Origin of the sequence: Rhodococcus sp. C1, assembly GCF_020809065.1 — a bacterium.
Classification (GTDB): Bacteria; Actinomycetota; Actinomycetes; order Mycobacteriales; family Mycobacteriaceae; genus Rhodococcus_F; species Rhodococcus_F qingshengii.
Genome location: NZ_CP078080.1, coordinates 4946851 through 4966450, shown reverse-complemented (window position 1 = coordinate 4966450; position 19600 = coordinate 4946851). Strand labels below are relative to the sequence as shown.

The following is a 19600-nucleotide window of genomic DNA, read 5'->3' as shown; positions in this document are numbered from 1 at the left end:
GACTCTTTGGAGATGGAGAAACACACAGCAGTCGAAGCGTCTTCAAGGTGAGCCGACCGGTGCCGACCAGGAAACCGACCAAGAACCGCGGATCGAAGGTGTCCCACAATGCCCGCGCAGTGGTGACCGGCGCCGGCAGCGGAATCGGCCGTGCCTTTTCGTTGGAGTTGGCGCGCAGAGGCGGTGAGGTGATCTGCGCGGATATCTCGCTGGAACGGGCCAAGGAAACAGTGGCACTCATCGATGAGATCGGTGGTACCGCGCACGCCGTCAAATGCGATGTGTCAATTCGTGAGCAGGTTCAGGACCTGGCGTTGTTCGCGGAACTCGAACTTGCGGGTCCGCTTTCGTTGGTGATCAACAATGCCGGGGTGGGTATCGGTGGAAAACCGGTGGGCCAGATCGGTTTCGACGATTGGGAGTGGGCACTCGGGATCAATCTGTGGGGTGTCGTGCACGGCTGTGAGATATTTGCTCCACAACTGCGTGCGAGCGGCGCCGGGGGATTCATCAACGTGGCCTCGGCTGCTGGGTTTGCGGCTGCGCCACTGATGGCGCCCTACAACGTCGGTAAAGCCGCCGTGATGTCGCTCTCGGAGACCTTGTCCGCTGAACTTGCCGGTACGGGAGTGCGGGTGACGGTGCTGTGTCCGACCTTCGTCAAGACAAATGTTGCTCTCGACGGCCGAATCACCGCGGAAGCAACACAATTGGCGCAAGCGTTGATGCGGCGAACCGGCTTTTCGCCGGAGCGCATCGCCGTCACCACTCTCGACGCCTACGACAAGGGTCGACTCTACGTGGTGCCGCAGTTCGATGCGAAGGTGATCTGGCGACTCAAACGGTATCTACCCGTTGCATACACCTGGGGCTGTGGAGTTCTCAATCGCTTTGCACCGAAACAGAAGTCGGGTTCATCTGGAACTTCGGCGGCGCCGGAGACGAACTCGCCGAGCACGAAAGGAGCGTGACATGTCCTTCGATTTCGACGGCATGCTGCACAAGATCAAGGACCGCCAATGGGCTCTGGTGGACATCGACTGGGATGCCCCGGGCGCCGAGACGATCAGTCCAGAGCTTCATGCGAAGCTGAAACCGTTCATGTCGGACCTGATGTGGATCGAGAACGTCGGTGCCCGTGGCTTCGCTGCGATGGCTCTCAAGGCGCCGACTGAAACTCTCCGAGACATCTATCGGCATTTCCACGCCGAGGAACAGAAGCACGCCAACGCCGAACTCGCGCTGATGCGTCGTTGGGGAATGCTGGACGGCGACGAGATGCCCGAGCCCAACATCAACGTCAAGCTCGTCATCGACTGGCTGGACAAGCATTCCGACGGTTTGTCGCTCTCGATTCTCGGGACCGTCATACCGATGCTCGAGGTGGCGCTCGACGGAGCCCTGGTCAAGTTCATCATGGACGAGATCGAGGATCCGGTCTGTCAGGCTGTGTTCAAGAAGATCAATGCAGACGAGTCCAGGCATCTGGCGGTCGATTTTGCGGTGATCGAGATGCTCGGGCACTCGACGACGCGCAAGCTCGTTGTCGAAACCGTCGGCGCCTGGATGAATCCGGCGTTGATCATCGGGACACTTCGCTACATCCCGCTGCTGAACAAGATGCGCGACAACATCGTCGACATGGGAGTGAACGAGGAACGGCTCTACACCGCGATGAAGCGATTCAGGAACGTAGGCGAACGGAGTCCGGCCGCGCTCCGCGTCCCGATGTATCGGGTGGTGAAGTGGCACGGCAACATGGTCATCAATCGCAACCATCCCTACCATCTGCTTGCCGATCGGATGGTCAAGGTCACTGGCCGGCTTTCCGGCAGCAGGCTCAATTCCGAGCCGACCTGGGCCAAGGAACTTACGTACGAGCCACTCGCATGAGTACTGCCGAGCCACTGTCAGTGGCGATCATCGGTGGAGGTTTCGCAGGAATCGGAGCGGCGATTCGGTTGAAGCAGAACGGTATCGAGGACTTCGTCGTTCTCGAACGCGGCACGGAGGTCGGCGGGACGTGGCGCGACAACACGTATCCGGGGGCTGCGTGCGACATTCCGTCCCGTCTGTACTCGTACAGTTTCGCCCCGAACCCGGACTGGTCGCACACCTACTCGGCCAGCGCGGAGATCCTCGGCTACATCCGAACGATGGTGAAAGAGTTCGGCCTCGAGCCGAAGATTCGGTTTCGGTGCAACGTCACGGGCGTCGAATGGGACGAGCAGACAGGTGTCTGGGCGATCGCGCTCGAGGGCCGTGAAGCGGTCATTGCCCGGACCGTCGTCATGGCGTCCGGTCCGCTGGCGAACGTCAGCTTTCCCGCTGTTCCGGGTTTGGAGAGCTACGAAGGACACAAGATTCACAGTGCTCGCTGGGACCATGACTACGACTTCACCGACAAGCGGGTCGCAGTGATCGGAACCGGAGCCAGTGGCGTCCAGATCGTCCCGGAACTCGTGAAAACTGCACGATCAGTGAAGGTTTTCCAACGAACACCTGGATGGGCATTGCCGAGAGCAAACCTACGCACCCGATCTCGCACGAAGGATCTGTACCGTCGTCATCCGGTCGTCCAGACTCTGGCGCGTCGGGCTTGGTACTGGGGACACGAATCGGTAGCTCTCGGGGTGGTGTGGGAATCCCCGTTGACGAGGGTGGTGGAAACAGTCGGGCGTCTTCATCTGCGCATGCAGGTGAAGGACCCGTGGTTGCGGCGACAACTCACTCCCGACTTTCGGGCAGGGTGCAAGCGGTTGCTGATGACCAGCGAGTATTACCCGGCTCTCCAGCAAGACAATTGCACACTCGTGACCTGGCCGATCGCGAGATTGGCGCCACATGGCATTCGCACGGTCGAAGGGATCGAGCATCAATTCGACTGCATCGTCTTCGCCACCGGCTTCGACGTTTGCAAGACCGGAACACCGGTCCCCATCATCGGCCGGGACGGACGTGTGCTCGCTCAGGAGTGGAAATCCGGGGCGCGTGCGTACAAGAGCATTGCGGTATCCGGTTATCCCAACCTGTATTTCACCTTCGGACCCAACTCGGGTCCGGGGCACAGTTCCGCCCTTGTGTACATGGAAGCGCAACTCGACTATCTCGCCCAAGCGATCAAGATCGTTCTCGAGCGCGACCTCAAGGCACTCGATGTTCGTCAAGATGTCGAAGATGCGTACAACGTCGAGTTGCAGCGTCGGCTGTCGAAGACCACGTGGAACTCGGGATGTTCGAGTTGGTATCTCACCGACGAAGGATTCAATGCCACTATGTTTCCCGGTTTCGCGACCCAGTACGTGAACCAATTGAAATCGGTGGATCTTCGGGACTACACGAGCACGGTGCGCGAGAAAGACACCGCGCAGACCTGATCCCGGGTTCTGATCGGCCTGGTGTTGCCACTAAGTTGGAATCGTGACGACCGACGCGGCAGAGGAGACGAGGCGGTGACCGAGTACCGCATCGACGATCTAGCGCGCGCTGCGGGCACCACCTCGCGGAATGTACGGGCATATCAGGAACGTGGATTGCTTCCTCCGCCGGAGAAGCGTGGGCGGGTAGGCATCTACGGCGACGCGCACCTCGAACGCCTCAAGCTGATCGACACGCTTCTTCAACGAGGTTTCACCACTGCGCATATCGACGACTTCATCACCGGGTGGGAAAGCGGGAAAGACCTGACAGAGGTGCTGGGTCTGCAGCACGCGGTCACCGAACCATGGTCCCGCAGCGACACCGTGAGTATCGAGATGGCCGTCGTACGCGAGTTTCTCGGGGGAGATGCAGATGGTCAACTGGATCGTCTCGTAGATCTCGGACTGGTACAGATCGAAGGAGAGAACTGCGTTTTCACCGATCCTGCTTTGCTCAGCGGATTTTCGAGTCTCCTCGACTACGGATTCACTCTCGATCAACTGGTCGATGTGCACGAAAAGCTTCACAACGCTGTGGACGGGATCGCCAAAGACCTGATTCAGGCGGCGAAGGATCGCATCGTCGATCAGCACGGGGTCGGTTGGCTCCCGGAGGGCGACGAGGTTGCCGGAACAGCCGAGATGCTCCAGACGATGCGTGAACTCGGTGTGGCGTCGGTACATTCGGCACTGGCCCGGGCACTCGACGCGAACCTTCAGCGTGAACTCGGCGACTATCTTGCCGCTGCGATCGGCTCGCGGAGCGACGCCGACGAGTCCGACTAGCAGCATCGATCACGTTCGGGATGTGCGGCCCGTCGCGGTGCGCTCAGCTCTTGCGTGCCTCGATCAGGAATCGACTCGAGTGCGCGACAAAAGATCCGTCGCGACGGATCTGCTGATCGAGTTCGCGGAGCCGGTCCCGATACTGCGCGACGGTGAATCCCGGAACCATCCAGATCACCTTGCGTAAGAAGTAGACAACGGCGCCGATGTCGAAGAATTCCATGCGCAGACGCTCGAAACGAAGGTCGACGACGGTGAGCCCGGCCGCAATCGCGTCGGCAGTTTCGTCCTCGTGGTGCCGTCCGCGACGAGCCTGCGGCTGAGGACCGAGAAAGTACTCGACCAGTTCGAACACGCTGGCGTGACCCACATGTTGAGCGAAGTACGTTCCTCCCGGTTCGAGTACCCGCGCGATTTCGGTCCACCACACCGTCGCTGGGTGTCGGCTGGTCACCAGGTCGAAAGCCGAATCGGCGAACGGTAGCGGCGGCTCGTCCTGATCCGCGACCACCACCACACCTCGGGGACGCAGAAAGGCGGTGGCCTTGGCGATGTTCGGTGGCCAGGATTCGGTTGCTGCCATCACCGGCGGGAGTGACGGTGCAGCGGCGAGGACTTCGCCGCCGCCGGTCTGGATGTCCAATGCGGCGCCGGCGCGGCCGAGACGTTCACCCATCAGCCTCTGGTACCCCCACGACGGACGCTGCTCCGTGGCGCGTCCGTCGAGCCACGAGAAATCCCACCCGTCGACGGAGGCGGATTCCGCTTCGGCGACAAGTTCGTCGAAACCTCGTGACATGCTCTGTGACTCGCCTTCAGGCGTTCCTTCCGACATCACATCATCATCGTCGCGGAGGGTCGATGGTGCCAGTTGTTTACGGCTACTTCGGGGTGGCGCCGAGCATCGGTGCGAGTTGAGTGGCAATCGGGTTCAGGTTGAGCTTGTCCGGGTCCACCTTGGGCTTGCTGTCCCACGGTTGCGAGGTGTTCGGGTCGGCGAACGCGATGCGGTTGGCGCTACGAACTCCCGTTTCGCTGCCCTGAGGTGCCTGGCAGTTGGCGGCAGTGTTCAACGGGAAGTTCTGCGTCGTGTCGTCGAAGTTCGGGTCCTTGCGCTTCATCTCGTCGAGGATTGCCATGGTCCCTTCGTAACCGACGGTGCACGAGAGCGGGTTGTTGGTCTCGAGTACCAAGCCCAGATGTACTGTGCCGTCTCCCGGTGCAACGGTGGGCGCCGCCCCGGCGAGCGCAGGCAGGAAGAGCAGGAAGGGCTGCAGCGAGGGCAGTGTCGGTGCGGCTGCCGCTGCAACGGCGGAGAGGTTGGAGAGGTTGGTCGTGAGCGCGGGGCCGGCTTCGGTGACGAGAGAGCCGACTTGTTCGCTGGCCGGTATGCCGTTGTCGATCACGCGTCGGATGTCGGGGTCGCTGGTGCGCAATTGCGCCGTCAGTGCGTCGAGGTCGGTGCTGAACTGCTTGATCGCCGACGATTGATCGGACTGGGTCGTGAGCACCGTCTGGCTGTCGCGGATCAGTCCGAGGGTCTGGGGAAGGGTGTCGAGGCCCGACTGGGAGATCCCCGACAGCGAGTCGGCAAGTACCTGCAGATCTTCGCCCTTGCCGTTGAATGCCGCGCCGAGTTCTTTCGCGACGGTGTGGAGTGCGTCGACCGGAACGGAGTGCACCAGACCGTTGGCGCTGGTCAAGACATTCTCGATCGGGATCGGCGTGGTTGTGTCGCCCACGGCGATCACCGAGCCGTCTTCGAGGAACGGGCCCTGGTCGGTATCGGGCTGAAGGTCGACGTACTGCTCGCCGATGGCTGAGCGATTGGCCACCACGGCCCGCGCGGATGCGGGAATCTGCGGAGCACTGCTGTCGATCAACAGGTCGACTTCGATTCCGTCGGACGTGAGCGACATGTCACCGACGCGTCCGACGGGTACACCCCGATAGGTCACTTCGGCGTTGGTGAAGATGCCACCGGACGTCGCCAGTTCGGTTTTGACCGTGTATTGGCCGAATGCCAGAAGATTGTCCAGCCGTACGTATTTCGCTCCGACATAGATCAAGCCCAGGAGTGCAACCACGACGAGGGCGACCAGCTGCCATTTGGCGAGCTTCGACATCACCATGAGGTGACGACCCTGAACTGATGCGGTGTGTTCATGGTTCGACTCCCGAATGACAAGCCGGGTACGGCTGGTGTTGAGCGAATTGTGTTCACCCACGGACGTTCTGAGGTGAACCGAAAACTTCCGGCAATTCGTTGTTGGCGATAACTATAAACAAGTCGTCACAGATAGAAAGTCGGCGTTGAGATTTCCGCAGGTCGTCGAAACGTAAGTGTCGCAGCTCACTTCGAATGCTTCGATGTGATGCAGACGGCTTTCGGTCCGGATCGGGCTTGACTTGGCCAAACATATCCATAAAAGTAGATGCGTTCCGGTTGTCGTGCAGAGGGGTGTGGTCCATGGATGCTTTGGCGATCTTCAAGGCGCTGTCCAACCCGACTCGCCTGCAGATCATGGAGTGGCTCGCGCACCCGGCGAAGTATTTCGACGAGGACTCGTATACGCAGCAGGATCTCGGGTTTCACATCGGAGTCTGTGTCGGTGACATCCAGGGGCGATCGGGACTTGCCCAGTCGGTGATCTCGGGGTACCTGCAGGGCATGAAAGACGTGGGTCTGCTCGAGTCCGAGCGCATCGGGAAGTGGACGTATTACCGACGAAACGAATCCGTGATCGGCGAGTTCAGGGAATTCGTTCGCGAAAAGCTGTAGCGGCCGAATTGCCCTCGTCGGCCGGTTTGTTCAACCAAATATATCTACATATCTAGATATGTAACTGTCTTGTGTGACGTAGTAGTGAGGAGTGTGTCGTGAAGTCGAAATTGTTGATACCGGTTCTGGCGTTGGGTGTATTCGGAATCATCACTACGGAGATGGGCATTATCGGGGTTCTGCCTCAGATCAGCGAAAAGTTCGGTATCACCGCGTCGACTGCCGGATGGTTGGTCGGTGTGTTTGCACTCGTCGTGGCGGTGACCGGTCCGTTCACAACGCTGATCACCTCGGGAATCAACAGGAGAACCGTTCTGTTGGTGGCGATTGCAGTCTTTGCGGTCTCCAATGTGGTGTATGCGACCACATCGAGTTTCGAGGTGATGTTTGCATTTCGGATCATCCCCGCCGTGGTTCATCCGGTCTTCTTCGCTGTCGCGCTTGCAAGTGCGGTTCGTCTGGTATCGCCGGAACAGGCGACCGCCGCGGTGACCAAGGTATTTGCAGGCGTCACAGTCGGATTCGCGTTCGGCGTGCCCTTGACGTCCTATTTGGCCGAGAACTTTTCGGTGTCGACAGCATTCGTGTTCGGCGCCGTGGTCAACGTTCTCGCGTTTTTCGGGATTGTCGTACTTCTGCCCTCGGCTCCTGTAACACAACGCCTGTCGTACGGTGCACAGGTCGGGATACTTCGCCGGCCGCGCGTGTGGTTGACCATTCTTTCCGTCACCTTCGTCTTCGCAGCCATGTTCTCGGTGTACGGATACTTTGCCGAATACCTCGGCGAAGTGACCGGCATGAGCGGATCGTGGATCAGCGCGATGCTCTTGGCTTTCGGTGTCGTGATGATCTTCGGCAACTTCGTCTTCGGGGCTCTGCTCGCCAAGGGGGTGGTGCGCACGGTTGTGGCATTTCCCTTGCTGTACATCGTCGTCTACGTGATGCTCTATCTGGCGGGCCCGTACTTCGGCGCGATGGTTGTAGCCGTGTTGGTTTGGGGTGTAGTGCATTCCGGTGGACTGGTGGTTTCGCAGAGCTGGATGGGGCGAGACGCAGTCGACGCGCCTGAATTCGGCAACAGCCTTTTCATCTCGTTCTCCAACCTGGGGATTACGCTCGGCACTGCGGTCGGTGGACTGTTTCTCGCGCATTTCGAAACCCGCCAATTAGTCTGGGCTGGAGTATTGTTCGCGATCCTGGCGCTGCTGGTGACAGGTGTTCGACTCTCGCTCAGGCACGCTCACAGCGAGAACGGTGTCAGTGTACCGGTGTAGTTCTTGGGAAGTGGCCGTGCGAACTCGCCGCGTGAACTGGTCGACAGTCCGAGGGTGACCAACGACTGAACCATCGTGACCCCAGCGGCAACGCCGTCGACTACCGGGACACCCAGTTCGTCGGACAAGTCCTGGCACAGGTCCGCCATGCCGGCGCAACCCAGCACGAGGACGTCCGAGTCGTCTTGCTCCAATGCGTCGAAACAGGCTTCCAAGATCACCTTTCGCGCGTCGGGATCACGATCGAGTTCCAGAACCGGAATCTCGCAGGAGTGGATACCCCGGCACCGAGCCTGCATGCCGTACCGGTCCACCAGATCGGCTGCGCGGCCGCGGGTTCGACCGAGAGTGGTCACGATGCTGAATCCGCGACCCAGGAAACTTGCGTAGTTCATGGCCGCTTCGGCAACAGCTACGACGGGGCCCTTGGCCAACTCTCGGGCTGCATCAAGACCTGGGTCACCGAAGCAAGCGATGACGTAGCCGTCGACTTCGTTCTTTTCTCCGGCGGCGATCTCGGTCAGGATTCCGGGGACGCTGAGAGCTTCGTCGTAGTGGCTTTCGATCGACGCGGGACCCATGGCAGGGCTGACAGCCTCGACGAATGTGCCCGAGCCTGCGACGGTCCGGGCACATTCCTCGATCTTGGCGGTCATCGCCCACGTGGTGTTGGGGTTGATCACCTTGATTCTCATGACGATCAGTCGAACGTCACAGTGTCGGGAGAGGAAGCATTCCGGACAGCTGAGGAAGAGCGCGCGGCGAGTAGGTAATAGACGGTGAATCCGAGCCCACAACCGATGAACCAGCTGTACTGCGCTGCGGTGTACATCCCGGTGAGGTCCTTGCCCAGGACCGGGACCATCGCGACGACGGCTCCCACCACGGTGGCGATCACTGCAGCAGGGTTGTATCCCTTGCTGTACCAGTAGGTTCCGGTCGGCGACATGCTGAACAGTTCGTCGACGATGACCTTCTGCTTGCGCACGAGGTAGTAGTCGGCAATCAGAATTCCGAACAGCGGACCGATGAAGGCTCCGAGGGTTTCGAGTGTGTAGTGAATGACGTCCGGATTGTTGTACAAGTTCCACGGCGTGATGAGGATCGAGCCGATCGCTGCGATCATTCCGCCGGCGCGCCAGCTGATCTTCTGCGGACTCACGTTGGAGAAGTCGAAGGCCGGGGAAATGAAGTTGGCCACGATGTTGATGCCGATCGTGGCGATGGTGAAGGTGAGTGCGCCGAGAACGATGGCGAAGGTGCTGTCGATTCGTGCAACGGTCGCAACGGGATCGGTGATCAGTTCGCCGTACACCGGCAGCGTCAACGATGCAGTGACGACGACCAACACCGAGAATACGAGGAAGTTCAACGGCAAACCGAGGAAGTTGCCCTTCTTGACGGCAGCGAACGACTTTCCGTAGCGGGAGAAGTCGCCGAAGTTGAGCATCGGTCCGGAGAAGTACGAGACAACCAGAGCGATCGCACCGAGCATGACCGGCACGGCGTCGAACCCCGAGTACTTGACGTCGCCGAGCGTGAGATCGATGGCGCTCCAGCCTGCCTTGTAGATCAGGTAGCCGCACAGCATGAACATCACGACATACACAGCCGGCCCGCAGAAGTCGATGAAGCGGCGGATCGATTCCATGCCTCGCCAGAAGACACAGGCCTGAAGTACCCACAGGAGCATGAAACTTCCCCAGCCCAGTGCGGAGAGTCCGGCGAATCCGTAGTCTTCGACGACGGCATAGGGCGCGAGTGACGGAAAGAGTTTGATCAGTACGACATCGAGGGCTGCTGAGGCGAGGAAGGTTTGAATTCCATACCAAGCCACGGCAATCAGGCCACGAATGATTGCCGGGATGTTCGCGCCGAGGACGCCGAACACGCTGCGGCAGATCACCGGATACGGCACGCCGGTAACTTGGCTGGGCTTGGCGACGAGATTGCAGAAGAAGTAGACGATCGTGATACCGACCAGCAGGGCGACGAGTACTTGCCAGCTGGCCAATCCCAGTGCGAAAAGACTACCGGCAGTGACATATCCGCCGACGCTGTGTACGTCGGACATCCAGAAGGCGAAGATGTTGTACGACGACCAGGTCTGCTTGCGAAGCGGCGCCAAGTCCTCGTTGGTCAAACGAGGGTCGTAGCCCGGCTTGATCAGGCCGCTTCCGACAGGGTGACCCGCGGCTTCGACAAGGTCACCCGATCCGGTTTCCTTTGGCGGAGTGGGGGTAGTGGTCGTTCGGGACGGAAGAATGTCGGTCATGACAGCTCCTGTGCATCAGTGCAGGAAATCAGCGGACGGTGCCACGAGCTCTCAGCGTCAGTGATGAAAACTGTGTTGAGAGAAAGGTATCGATGCTGTGTTGCACGACTATTGCGTGATCGGTATATCTTTTTCGGCCAATAGACCGGTGTCTGTCGGTAGCGTCGCGATCACGGTATCGAGTCGGCGATGATGGATTTCGGAAGCGCTCAGAAGTGCGGATGCGTCCCGACGCAGGAATGCGTCCAGCATCGCGGTGTGATCCGAGTGCAGAACCCGGCGATCGACGCCGGCAACATGGACCATCGGCTGTACTGGTTCGGTGATGTTCCAGGCAGCTTCGAACATGTGCAGCAGTCGAAGCATCTGAGACGGTCGGGTCAGTGCGAGATGAAAGTTTCGGCTCTCGCAGTGATAGGACTGAGAGTCGTCGTAGCGCAATGCGATCTCCAAACGGGAGTTCACCTCGACGGCGTGTTCGTGATCCTCTTCGGTTGCCTGCTCGACGGCGACGGCCAATGCAGCTGATTCGAGAGTTTCGCGGACGATGTACATCTCTCGCAGTTCTGCCGGCGTCAGCTGAGCAACGGTGTAGCCGAATTGATGTCGATGGTCGACCAAGGACTCTCCGACCAGTGTTTTCAGTGATTCCCGCACAGGTATTCGACTGACACCGAACACATCAGCCACGTCGCCGAGAGGAATCGGGGTACCCGGAGGCGCCGAACCCGACAGAATCACTCGCCGCAGTTCGTCGAGGATCGTTTGTTGGGGACTTCCGGGAGCATCGATTACCAGTTGCGTCAGCAGTACCGATCTACGGCGCGGCGGCATGTCGCTCTCCCTTCGTCTGTCTGCCAGAGTAGGAATACGTTGTTTCGTCTGCGTGACACCGGTGTGGCCGTCGTGCATCTCGCACTCGGGGGAGAACAAGTGGGCTCCGATCACATGCTCGCGTGAGTGCTGCTCGGGAGGCCGATCGTGGGGGTAGCGTTGTTGTGTAGTGGTATGGCAGAAAGCGAGTCGGTCGATGGCATCCGCTGTGCGCTCAGAAGCCGACCAGCGAGTTGTCGGCAACCTGCCCTTGGAGCTGACGAGTTTCGTCGGTCGTCGGCGTGAGTTGGCCGACGCCAGGAGATTGTTCGAGACGTCCCGTTTGTTGACACTCACCGGGATCGGTGGCGTGGGCAAGACACGGCTCGCGATCCGACTTGCGGGCGCGTTGCAAAGGGTGTTTCGAGACGGTGCCTGGTTGGTGGAACTGGGGGAGCAGACAGATTCGGATCTCCTCGAAGATCATGTTGCCGTGACCCTTGGTGTCCGGTCGGTCTCGTCGGCGGACCCGCTGCAGGCATTGATCGACTACTGCGCCGATCGGAGTCTGCTGTTGGTGCTCGACAACTGTGAACATCTGGTCGATGCCGTCGCTGTGTTCGTAGGCGCGATCCTACGGCGATGTGCCGGCGTCAAGATCCTGGCGACGAGCCGCGAATCGCTGGGCCTGGGCGGTGAGGTGACGATGCGCGTTCCCTCACTCACCACACCGCAGCAACAGCCGCCCGAATTCGAGGGAATTGCCCAGTACGAATCGGTGTCGTTGTTCACCGAGCGTGCGGCTTCCGTCGTACCTGGTTTCACCCTCACCGAGGAGAACAAGCGCGCCGTTGCGCATATCTGTCACGACTTGGATGGACTCCCACTTCCGATCGAACTGGCGGCAGCTCGCCTGCGTGGTATGTCTGCTGAGCAGATCATGAACAGGCTCTCGGATCGATACCGACTTCTTACAACGGGTGGACGCGACGTTCCGAGTCGTCAACAGACGCTGCGATTGTCGATCGATTGGAGTTACGACCTCTGCTCGCCAACCGAACAGCAGTTGTGGGGGAGGTTGTCGGTGTTCTCGGGTGGGTTCGATCTCGATGCCGCTGAGGGCGTGTGTGGGCAGGACATGAATTCGACCGAAGTGCTCGATCTCGTCACCGCGTTGGTCGAGAAGTCCATCCTGATTCGTGAGGAAACCGACGGGGATGTTCGGTACCACCTCCTCGACCTACTCCGGGAGTACGGACATGAAAAGTTGGAGTCCGCCGGTGAGTATTCCGCTCTGCGTCGAAGCCATCGTGATTGGTTCGAGGCACTGGTCGTTCATGCGGAAGCCGAGTGGATCAGTGGCCGGCAAGCTGCCTGGATCGCAAGGCTCGGTCGTGAACAGCGCAACGTCAACGATGCGTTGGAGTACTCGATTTCCACTGCCGGAGAGGCGCGATCTGCAACGCGAATGGTCGGTGCGTTGTACAGATTCTGGCTTGCAGGTGGATTACTTGTGCAGGCGCGTTACTGGACGGATCGAGCCTTGAATGCAGAGGATCGAGAGCTGGATCCGTTCCGAGTGGATGTCTTGGCCATCGACGCCGTGAATCACGCGATGCAGGGGGAACTCGAACGGGCAGAAGAGTTGGTCGACGAGAGTTGGCGCCTGGCAAACGACTTGGCGGATGTGCGCTCGCGCGGCTTGGCGACGTGGGGAGACGGATACGTCGATACCTTCAGAGGTAACTTCGATACCGCTACAGCCAAGCTGGAATCCGCGTTGACGCTGTTTCGACTCGACAAGAATCTGCTGCATGTTGTGATCGGCCTGGACACCTTGGGAGTCGCGTACTTCCTGTCCGGCGCTCTTGATCGCTCTGTGGAGTGCAACGAAGAGATTCTCGCGATCACCGTGCCCGCCGACGAGATGATGTTCCAGGCATTTGCGCTGGGAACTCTCGGGCTCGTGAGCTGGCTCCGAGGTGAATTGGAGGCCGCAAGTGACTATTTGACTCGAAGTTTGAGAATTCTCGATGCCCCGATGAACTCGGCGTGGTGTATCGAGCCGTTGGCGTGGATTGCTGCAGCGCAACGTGATTGGAAGCATGCAGCGGTTCTGCTCGGCGCGGCAGCCATGTATTGGCAGAAGGTCGGGGGACGGCTGGCGGGCCTGCCGGGTTTGTCAGCTCATCACGACACTGCTGCAGAGACTGCTCGCAAAGCCATGGGTGACGATGCTTTCGACAAGTCGTTTCGCAGCGGGTTTGCGATGTCCGAGGGTGAAGCTGTCGCATATGCGCTCGACAAGCGCTCCAGTGTCACGACTGCGTCGTCGGCTGAAGGGCCTCACCTCACTCCTCGTGAGCAGCAAGTTGCGGAACTGGTTGCCCAAGGGTTGACCAATCGCGCGATTGCGGAGCACTTGGTAATCTCGCTGCGCACCGCTCAGGGACACGTGGAACACGTACTGACAAAACTGGGATTCAGTTCCAGAGCGCAGATCGCAGCGTGGTACGTCTCGACCGCGCAGGAGCGTGACTCGCGTGAGGTCAATGGCTCAGCAGGCCGGAGTTGACGTCCGATAGCAGTTCACCACGGTCGTCGCCGCACAAGCAGAACACCGGGTAGCGCTTACCTTCTTCACGCCCCTGAAACGACACTCGTAGCGGTCCAGGCGCATCCGCGCGAGGGGATTCGGTGAGGAAAGTGTACAGCCACGGCCCCTCGTCCAATTCCACGATGGCGAGAACGGTCGAGGGGTCGCCGTGAACCGTTCGCCAGGACACGACAGTGCCGTCTCCGCAACACCGCGTCACGTCCAACCGCGCCCCACGACACCGGGCGCAGACCGCGCTCGCGGGTGAGAGGATGACATCACATTCCGCGCAATGGGGGAGTGTCAATCGTTCGGCTCGCGACGAGCGATTCGAATATCGCCGCGATACACGCTGTTTCATCGAGCTTGCGGGATTCATGTCAGTAACGTCGGGCGAGGTAGTACGGCATCGAGTCCACGGGTGCGCGCTCGACCGACTCCCCGGACGTCGGGGCGTGAACGACCTCACCGCCTCCGGCGTAGATCCCCACATGCTCCCCGCCGTAGTACAGGACCACGTCACCCGGCTGTAGATCGTCCCGGGAAACTGGAGTGCCGCCAACCGCCTGGTCGTAGCTGGTTCGCGGAATCGAAACGCCCGCTTGTGCATAGGCCCATTGAACGAGACCGGAGCAGTCGAACGAGTCCGGCCCGGTCGCGCCCCAGACGTACGGAGTGCCGATCTTGGACTCTGCGGCTGCCAATACGCGGCCTGTATCCGAGGAAGCGAAAGCTGACACCTTCGCCGGATTCGTGTCGACGGAAACTGCGGCGATGTTCCAGTCCCGAAGCACGGGGGCCTGAGCGTTCGCGGTGTCGATACTCACGGCAAGGGTTGTCAGGGAAAGAACACCGACGACAAGCGCCCTTCCGAGTGCATGCTTCCTCGTGCGGGGGTCGGTGAATCGGTGGTGCGACATTTCTCGTGTTGCCTTTGCGTCGATGCGTCCCGAAGCAGGTGTCCAGCTGGGTGTGATCGGGCTTCGGCTTGCGACACTCAGCCTGGTTGCGCCTCGACGTGTTCGCACCGGTCAGTTGGACGGGGTGCATACCTGTTTCGAGTGGCATTGTGGGTGCAAGGCCTGTTGATCGATCGCGAAAACTTCGACGGACTTTCGTGATCCGAATCAAGGAGGGCACGGCGGCCGGCCTCCCCCCCGGCTCCGGTCAGGCGATTCGCAGCGGGAGCGCCGAACGCTCAACAGTGGCACGGTCGGATGGACCACGATCCTGCGCACAAATGGCTGCGCGAACAAGTACGTGAGGCAAGCGTCTGGCTGGATTCGGCAGACGTTCTGTACTCTCGCAGTCATGCAACAGCGGAGCACAGGAACGGTGACACGGTCACTGTTGCTGCTTCTGCTGCCGTTCATCGCTCTTCTCGCAGTGCCTCCGCTTGGTTCCTCGGGTAGCGCCGCGGTGCTGGGAACTGCGATTGCCGTCTTCGTGGTCGCTGCGCTCGCAACCTCCTCGAAGTACGAACTTCTGCAACTGTGCGCGGTTTCGGCCACTGGCCCGTCTGATGACGAACGCTGCCTGCGTGGTGCTTTCCGCAGGCAGAGCAGCCCGGACGCGCCCGGTCGTCCGCAACCTCGAGCTCCGGGAATCGGTCTGTAGATCGGCAGTCGGCGGGTGTGAACTCGTCGTAGGTCGGTCAGACGTCTTGCGTCCACAACCATTCCCGCGCTCTCATCTCTCTGAGCGTGCCTCTCGGTGAGGTTCATTCGTCATGCTCGATTTTGTCTACTACCCCGTGTCCGGAATCCTCTGGTTCTGGCACAAGGTCTTCTCACTGGTCTCCGGATCACCCGACAACGGCGTCGTGTGGGCGTTGTCGGTCGTATTTCTCGTCTTCACGCTCAAAGCCCTGCTGTTCAAACCCTTCGTCAAGCAGGTCCGCACTCAACTGGTGATGCAGAAGCTGCAACCTCAGATCAAGGCGTTGCAGAAGAAGTATTCGGGTGACCGACAGAAACTCACTGTAGAGATGGCCAAGCTGCAGAAAGAACATAATTACAGTCCGTTGCTCGGCTGTCTGCCGATGCTGGTTCAGGCACCGGTGTTCATTGGTCTCTATCACGTCCTGCGATCGTTCAATCGGACCGGAGCGGCATCGCACGTCCCGTTTCTGAGCCCGACCGAACCGATGTCGGTGGCGGACAACGCGAACACGGCCAACTACTTCTTCAGTGCCTCGGATGTGCAGTCTTTTCTCGACGCCAAACTGTTCGGCGCACCGTTGTCCGCCATGATTTCGAGCCCGGCAGCACAACTGGAAGCATTCGGCGACGTCAGCCGTATCTCCATCATTCTGGTAGCGGTACCGCTGATGATATTTGCCGCCGTCGCTACACATTTCACATCGCGGGCATCCATCGCGCGCCAAGTGGACACCGGAACCGTCAACCCTCAAACAGCGATCATGAACAAGCTCGCATTGTGGGTGTTTCCGGTGGGGGTGATCGCTTTCGGTGCGTTCGCGCCCGTGGCGATCCTGCTGTATTTCGTGAGTAACAACTGCTGGACGCTGGGACAACAGCATTTTGTGTACGGACGCATCGCTGCGGAGCGGAAGGAAGCCGAATCGTCGCCGACTCCCGGAATGACCGCGCCCCCGTCGCCCAGAGTGGCTGCACCGCCGCTGCCGGGCGCCAAGCCCATCCGCGCCAAGCGCAGGCGATGACGGAAAGCGACCCCTCCCTACCGGCGAGTAAGGCACGTACGCTGGAAAGCATGACCAAATGGACCGAAGAAGACGTAGTCGATCAGACCGGCCGCACATTTGTCGTCACGGGGGCGAACAGCGGACTGGGTGAGGTAGTCGCACGAGCGCTGGGCAAAGCCGGGGCCGACGTCGTCCTCGCCTGTCGTGACACCACGAAGGCCGACGCCGTAGCCGCCGAGATCGGGCCCAACGCGGTTGTCCGCAAATTGGACCTCTCGGATCTGTCGTCGGTACGAGCCTTCGCCGACGCAACGGAGAAGGTCGACGTCCTGGTGAACAACGCCGGCGTGATGGCGGTTCCGTTCCGCCGGACGGTCGACGGATTCGAAATGCAGATCGGCACAAACCATCTCGGACACTTCGCATTGACCGGATTGCTGAAGGACAAGCTCACCGATCGTGTCGTGACGATGTCCAGTGCCCTGCATCAGCTCGGAACTGTCGATCTGGACGATCTCAATTTCGAGCGTCGGAAGTACAACCGATGGTTGGCCTACGGGCAGTCCAAGCTTGCCAATCTGTTGTTCACGTACGAACTTCAACGCAGGTTCGCGGCGTCGGGATCTTCGCTCAAAGCGCTCGCTTCGCATCCGGGATACGCGTCGACGAACCTGCAGGGGCACACCGAGTCGATCCAGGACAAGCTGATGGGAATCGGCAATTCGATCTTCGCGCAGTCCGCGGAGATGGGCGCCCTTCCCGAACTGTGGGCGGCAACCGCGCCGGATGCCTTCGGCGGCAGTTACATCGGACCGGACGGTCCGTTCGAGCAGCGAGGGTATCCGAAGGTCGTGGGGTCGAACAAGAAGTCACACGATACGAAGACAGCCTCGGGTTTGTGGACACTGTCGGAGAAGTTGACCGGAGTCTCGTTCGGGATTTGATTCAGATATGAAGGTGGCCGCGAACTTCGAGAAGTTCGCGGCCACCTTCATATCCGCTCGAGCTAGATGTTGTTCGGGTTACAGCGTGACAACCATCTTGCCGGTGTTCGCGCCGCGCATCAGGTCGATGAACGCTTGCGGTGCATTCTGCAGGCCTTCGACGATGGTCTCGTCCCACTGAATCTTGTTGTCGGCGAGCCACCCTGCCATGTGGGTGCGGAATTCGCCACCGAGGTGACGGTAGCCGCCCACGAGGAATCCGCGCAGTGTGAGCTGCTTGCCGATCACCAGTGCCAGGTTGTGGGGAGCGGTGGGCTTCTCGGTGGTGTTGTACTGAGCGATGGCTCCGCACAGGGCAATCCGGCCACCCTGGTTCATGGCATCGATTGCGGCTTCGAGATGCTCGCCACCGACGTTGTCGAAGTACACGTCGATGCCGTCAGGGGCGGCAGCGGCGAGTAGTTCGGTGATCGGGCCGTCGTGATAGTCGAATGCCGCATCGAATCCGAGTTCGAGAAGTCGGGCAACCTTCGCCGGTGAACCGGCGCTACCGATTACTCGCTTCGCTCCGAGCAACTTGGCGATCTGACCGACGAGCGATCCGACGGCACCTGCTGCGCCGGAGACGAATACGGTATCGCCTTCCTTGAACTCCGCAACCGCGGTGAGGCCGGCATACGCGGTGAGGCCAGTCATGCCGAGGGCACCCAGGTAGGCCGTCGCCGGCGCGATGGACGTGTCGGCCGGAGTCACTGCGGATCCGTCGAGGATGGCGTATTCACGCCATCCGAGGCCGTGGACGACGACGTCGCCCACGGCGCGATCAGTCGACTTGGATTCGACGACCTCGCCGACAGCACCACCGTCGAGCGGCGCACCGACCTGGAACGGCGGAAGGTAGGACTTCACGTCGTTCATTCGGCCGCGCATGTACGGGTCGACGGAGATGGCGATGTTGCGGACCAGGATCTGGCCGTCTTCGAGTTCGGGGAGTTCTACTTCGGCGGTGGCGAAGTTCTCCGACGTGGGCCAACCGTTCGGGCGTGAAGCGAGACGGATTTCCCGGCTGACAGTGGTAGTGCTCATTCGTCGTCCTTACTTACTTCGAGGGTGACCTCGATGTTGCCGCGAGTTGCATTGGAGTACGGGCACACCTGGTGTGCCTTCTCCGTCAGCTCGACGGCCTGATCATGGGGTAGATGGGGGAGTGAAACCTCCAGCGTCACAGCGAGTCCGAAGCCTCCTGCACCGTTGGGGCCGATGCCGACCCGCGCGCCGACTGCGGAATCAGCCACGTTGGCCTTCTCGGCACGGGCGACCATCTGCAGAGCGGAGTGGAAGCATGCTGCGTATCCGGCGGCAAAGAGCTGCTCGGGGTTGGTGCCTTCGCCGCTGCCACCCATTTCCTTGGGAATGGCGAGGCCGAGATCGAGGCGTCCGTCCGAGGTGCGAGCGTGACCGTTGCGGCCTTCGCCGGTGGCAAGTGCTTCTGCGGTGTAGACGATGTTCATGACTTCTTCTTTCCGTCGGAGTGGGCATTGGATGCTTGGAGCGACTCGCCGAGACGAGTGAGAACGTCTCGAAGTTCGGTGAGTTCGTCGGTGCTCAGACCAGTGGCACCTGCGAGTTTGGCTGGGATGTCCTCGGCCTTGCTGCGCAGGGTGGAACCCGCCTCGGTCAGGTGAATCTCGACGCGACGCTCGTCGGTGGTGAGGCGTCGGCGCTCGATGAATCCCAGACCCTCGAGCCTCTTGAGCAGCGGCGAGAGAGTTCCGGTATCGAGATCGAGTGCCTCACAGATCTCACGCACCCCGCGGCCGTCTCGTTCCCAGAGTGTCAACAAGACGAGGTACTGGGGATACGTGATTCCCAGGTCGTCGAGCATCGCCCGGTACGCGGCCGTCGTGGCCCGCGACGCCGAATAGAGGGCGAAGCAGACCTGGCGTTCGAGGGCGAGTGGGTTGGTCACGAGAACAACTGTAGCGCACAGTTAAGTTGTGCACAACAAAGAAGTGTCAAATAGATCTACGGATAGGCGGCCGTTCG

At 60.3% G+C, this 19600-nt stretch carries 20 protein-coding genes; 10 read left to right on the top strand and 10 right to left on the bottom strand.

Annotated elements, in window-relative coordinates:
• Positions 1-59 precede the first annotated feature (59 nt).
• The 4 genes from KTR60_RS22735 (at position 60) to KTR60_RS22720 (ending at position 4205) form a co-directional block, all read left to right on the top strand.
• Positions 60-971 carry an SDR family NAD(P)-dependent oxidoreductase gene (locus KTR60_RS22735; RefSeq protein WP_228401282.1) on the top strand — a complete coding sequence of 304 codons (912 nt, stop codon included), beginning with the start codon at positions 60-62 and terminating at the stop codon, positions 969-971.
• 1 nt (position 972) lies between these two features.
• Positions 973-1893 carry a hypothetical protein gene (locus tag KTR60_RS22730; protein WP_003939862.1) on the top strand — a complete coding sequence of 307 codons (921 nt, stop codon included), beginning with the start codon at positions 973-975 and terminating at the stop codon, positions 1891-1893.
• Positions 1890-3377: a flavin-containing monooxygenase gene (locus tag KTR60_RS22725; RefSeq protein WP_007733920.1), complete on the top strand. Its 1488-nt coding sequence runs from the start codon at positions 1890-1892 to the stop codon at positions 3375-3377. The genes KTR60_RS22730 and KTR60_RS22725 overlap by 4 nt, the downstream gene beginning before the upstream one ends.
• A 75-nt stretch (positions 3378-3452) precedes the next feature.
• On the top strand, positions 3453-4205 hold the full coding sequence (locus tag KTR60_RS22720) for a MerR family transcriptional regulator (protein ID WP_030535276.1): 753 nt from the start codon (positions 3453-3455) through the stop codon (positions 4203-4205).
• Between the two features lie 43 nt (positions 4206-4248).
• Here the strand turns inward: KTR60_RS22720 and KTR60_RS22715 are convergent, their stop codons facing one another.
• The gene (locus KTR60_RS22715) at positions 4249-5004 is read right to left on the bottom strand and encodes a class I SAM-dependent methyltransferase (RefSeq protein ID WP_042922354.1); all 756 of its coding nucleotides are present in this window, start codon (positions 5002-5004) and stop codon (positions 4249-4251) included.
• 82 nt (positions 5005-5086) lie between these two features.
• Positions 5087-6337, bottom strand: coding sequence for an MCE family protein (locus tag KTR60_RS22710; protein WP_416309247.1), 1251 nt, complete (start codon positions 6335-6337; stop codon positions 5087-5089).
• A 338-nt stretch (positions 6338-6675) separates the two neighbouring features.
• On the opposite strand from KTR60_RS22710, the gene KTR60_RS22705 reads away from it, so the two are divergent.
• Together KTR60_RS22705 and KTR60_RS22700 are read left to right on the top strand one after the other, a co-directional pair.
• A complete protein-coding gene (locus KTR60_RS22705; RefSeq protein WP_007733929.1) occupies positions 6676-6987 on the top strand; it encodes an ArsR/SmtB family transcription factor in 312 nt (103 codons plus the stop codon).
• A gap of 98 nt (positions 6988-7085) precedes the next feature.
• The gene (locus KTR60_RS22700; RefSeq protein WP_042451348.1) at positions 7086-8261 is read left to right on the top strand and encodes an MFS transporter; all 1176 of its coding nucleotides are present in this window, start codon (positions 7086-7088) and stop codon (positions 8259-8261) included.
• On the opposite strand, the gene KTR60_RS22695 is transcribed toward KTR60_RS22700, so the two are convergent.
• The 3 genes from KTR60_RS22695 to KTR60_RS22685 all read right to left on the bottom strand — a co-directional run bounded on the left by KTR60_RS22695 (position 8228) and on the right by KTR60_RS22685 (position 11370).
• A complete protein-coding gene (locus KTR60_RS22695) occupies positions 8228-8956 on the bottom strand; it encodes an aspartate/glutamate racemase family protein (protein WP_007733934.1) in 729 nt (242 codons plus the stop codon). The genes KTR60_RS22700 and KTR60_RS22695 overlap by 34 nt on opposite strands.
• Before the next feature lie 5 nt (positions 8957-8961).
• Complete coding sequence (locus tag KTR60_RS22690) at positions 8962-10536, bottom strand: NCS1 family nucleobase:cation symporter-1 (RefSeq protein ID WP_228401281.1); 1575 nt, start codon at positions 10534-10536, stop codon at positions 8962-8964.
• Between the two features lie 108 nt (positions 10537-10644).
• A complete protein-coding gene (locus tag KTR60_RS22685; RefSeq protein ID WP_042451513.1) occupies positions 10645-11370 on the bottom strand; it encodes a GntR family transcriptional regulator in 726 nt (241 codons plus the stop codon).
• Positions 11371-11566: 196 nt separating this feature from the next.
• Here KTR60_RS22685 and KTR60_RS22680 point away from each other — a divergent pair, with 196 nt between their 5' ends.
• Positions 11567-13924 carry an ATP-binding protein gene (locus KTR60_RS22680; RefSeq protein ID WP_007733939.1) on the top strand — a complete coding sequence of 786 codons (2358 nt, stop codon included), beginning with the start codon at positions 11567-11569 and terminating at the stop codon, positions 13922-13924.
• Here KTR60_RS22680 and KTR60_RS22675 read toward each other — a convergent pair.
• Both KTR60_RS22675 and KTR60_RS22670 read right to left on the bottom strand, forming a co-directional pair.
• The gene (locus tag KTR60_RS22675; protein WP_007733940.1) at positions 13899-14135 is read right to left on the bottom strand and encodes a hypothetical protein; all 237 of its coding nucleotides are present in this window, start codon (positions 14133-14135) and stop codon (positions 13899-13901) included. The two genes, KTR60_RS22680 and KTR60_RS22675, sit on opposite strands and share 26 nt — an antisense overlap.
• A 190-nt stretch (positions 14136-14325) precedes the next feature.
• A complete protein-coding gene (locus KTR60_RS22670; RefSeq protein ID WP_065351330.1) occupies positions 14326-14865 on the bottom strand; it encodes a C40 family peptidase in 540 nt (179 codons plus the stop codon).
• A 391-nt stretch (positions 14866-15256) separates the two neighbouring features.
• On the opposite strand from KTR60_RS22670, the gene KTR60_RS22665 reads away from it, so the two are divergent.
• The 3 genes from KTR60_RS22665 (at position 15257) to KTR60_RS22655 (ending at position 17554) form a co-directional block, all read left to right on the top strand.
• The gene (locus KTR60_RS22665; RefSeq protein ID WP_029256089.1) at positions 15257-15562 is read left to right on the top strand and encodes a DUF6412 domain-containing protein; all 306 of its coding nucleotides are present in this window, start codon (positions 15257-15259) and stop codon (positions 15560-15562) included.
• A gap of 112 nt (positions 15563-15674) precedes the next feature.
• The gene (yidC, locus tag KTR60_RS22660) at positions 15675-16628 is read left to right on the top strand and encodes a membrane protein insertase YidC (RefSeq protein ID WP_065351329.1); all 954 of its coding nucleotides are present in this window, start codon (positions 15675-15677) and stop codon (positions 16626-16628) included.
• A 50-nt stretch (positions 16629-16678) separates the two neighbouring features.
• Positions 16679-17554, top strand: coding sequence for an oxidoreductase (locus KTR60_RS22655; RefSeq protein ID WP_065351328.1), 876 nt, complete (start codon positions 16679-16681; stop codon positions 17552-17554).
• Between the two features lie 78 nt (positions 17555-17632).
• On the opposite strand, the gene KTR60_RS22650 is transcribed toward KTR60_RS22655, so the two are convergent.
• The 3 genes from KTR60_RS22650 to KTR60_RS22640 are packed head-to-tail and all read right to left on the bottom strand — an operon-like array spanning position 17633 to position 19523.
• Positions 17633-18640: an NADP-dependent oxidoreductase gene (locus KTR60_RS22650; protein ID WP_065351327.1), complete on the bottom strand. Its 1008-nt coding sequence runs from the start codon at positions 18638-18640 to the stop codon at positions 17633-17635.
• A complete protein-coding gene (locus KTR60_RS22645) occupies positions 18637-19065 on the bottom strand; it encodes an organic hydroperoxide resistance protein (RefSeq protein WP_003939720.1) in 429 nt (142 codons plus the stop codon). The genes KTR60_RS22650 and KTR60_RS22645 overlap by 4 nt, the downstream gene beginning before the upstream one ends.
• Positions 19062-19523 carry a MarR family winged helix-turn-helix transcriptional regulator gene (locus tag KTR60_RS22640; RefSeq protein WP_042451335.1) on the bottom strand — a complete coding sequence of 154 codons (462 nt, stop codon included), beginning with the start codon at positions 19521-19523 and terminating at the stop codon, positions 19062-19064. Before KTR60_RS22640 ends, KTR60_RS22645 begins: the two co-directional genes overlap by 4 nt.
• Positions 19524-19600 lie beyond the last annotated feature (77 nt).

What these genes read in the sequence shown, in the direction of transcription:
- KTR60_RS22730 (WP_003939862.1), top strand. Translation starts at nt 973, where the DNA reads ATGTCCTTCGATTTCGACGGCATGCTGCACAAGATCAAGGACCGCCAA.
- KTR60_RS22725 (WP_007733920.1), top strand. Translation starts at nt 1,890, where the DNA reads ATGAGTACTGCCGAGCCACTGTCAGTGGCGATCATCGGTGGAGGTTTC.
- KTR60_RS22715 (WP_042922354.1), bottom strand. Translation starts at nt 5,004, where the DNA reads ATGTCACGAGGTTTCGACGAACTTGTCGCCGAAGCGGAATCCGCCTCC.
- KTR60_RS22710 (WP_416309247.1), bottom strand. Translation starts at nt 6,337, where the DNA reads ATGGTGATGTCGAAGCTCGCCAAATGGCAGCTGGTCGCCCTCGTCGTG.
- KTR60_RS22705 (WP_007733929.1), top strand. Translation starts at nt 6,676, where the DNA reads ATGGATGCTTTGGCGATCTTCAAGGCGCTGTCCAACCCGACTCGCCTG.
- KTR60_RS22695 (WP_007733934.1), bottom strand. Translation starts at nt 8,956, where the DNA reads ATGAGAATCAAGGTGATCAACCCCAACACCACGTGGGCGATGACCGCC.
- KTR60_RS22690 (WP_228401281.1), bottom strand. Translation starts at nt 10,536, where the DNA reads ATGACCGACATTCTTCCGTCCCGAACGACCACTACCCCCACTCCGCCA.
- KTR60_RS22685 (WP_042451513.1), bottom strand. Translation starts at nt 11,370, where the DNA reads ATGCCGCCGCGCCGTAGATCGGTACTGCTGACGCAACTGGTAATCGAT.
- KTR60_RS22680 (WP_007733939.1), top strand. Translation starts at nt 11,567, where the DNA reads ATGGCATCCGCTGTGCGCTCAGAAGCCGACCAGCGAGTTGTCGGCAAC.
- KTR60_RS22670 (WP_065351330.1), bottom strand. Translation starts at nt 14,865, where the DNA reads ATGTCGCACCACCGATTCACCGACCCCCGCACGAGGAAGCATGCACTC.
- KTR60_RS22665 (WP_029256089.1), top strand. Translation starts at nt 15,257, where the DNA reads ATGCAACAGCGGAGCACAGGAACGGTGACACGGTCACTGTTGCTGCTT.
- yidC (WP_065351329.1), top strand. Translation starts at nt 15,675, where the DNA reads ATGCTCGATTTTGTCTACTACCCCGTGTCCGGAATCCTCTGGTTCTGG.
- KTR60_RS22655 (WP_065351328.1), top strand. Translation starts at nt 16,679, where the DNA reads ATGACCAAATGGACCGAAGAAGACGTAGTCGATCAGACCGGCCGCACA.
- KTR60_RS22650 (WP_065351327.1), bottom strand. Translation starts at nt 18,640, where the DNA reads ATGAGCACTACCACTGTCAGCCGGGAAATCCGTCTCGCTTCACGCCCG.
- KTR60_RS22645 (WP_003939720.1), bottom strand. Translation starts at nt 19,065, where the DNA reads ATGAACATCGTCTACACCGCAGAAGCACTTGCCACCGGCGAAGGCCGC.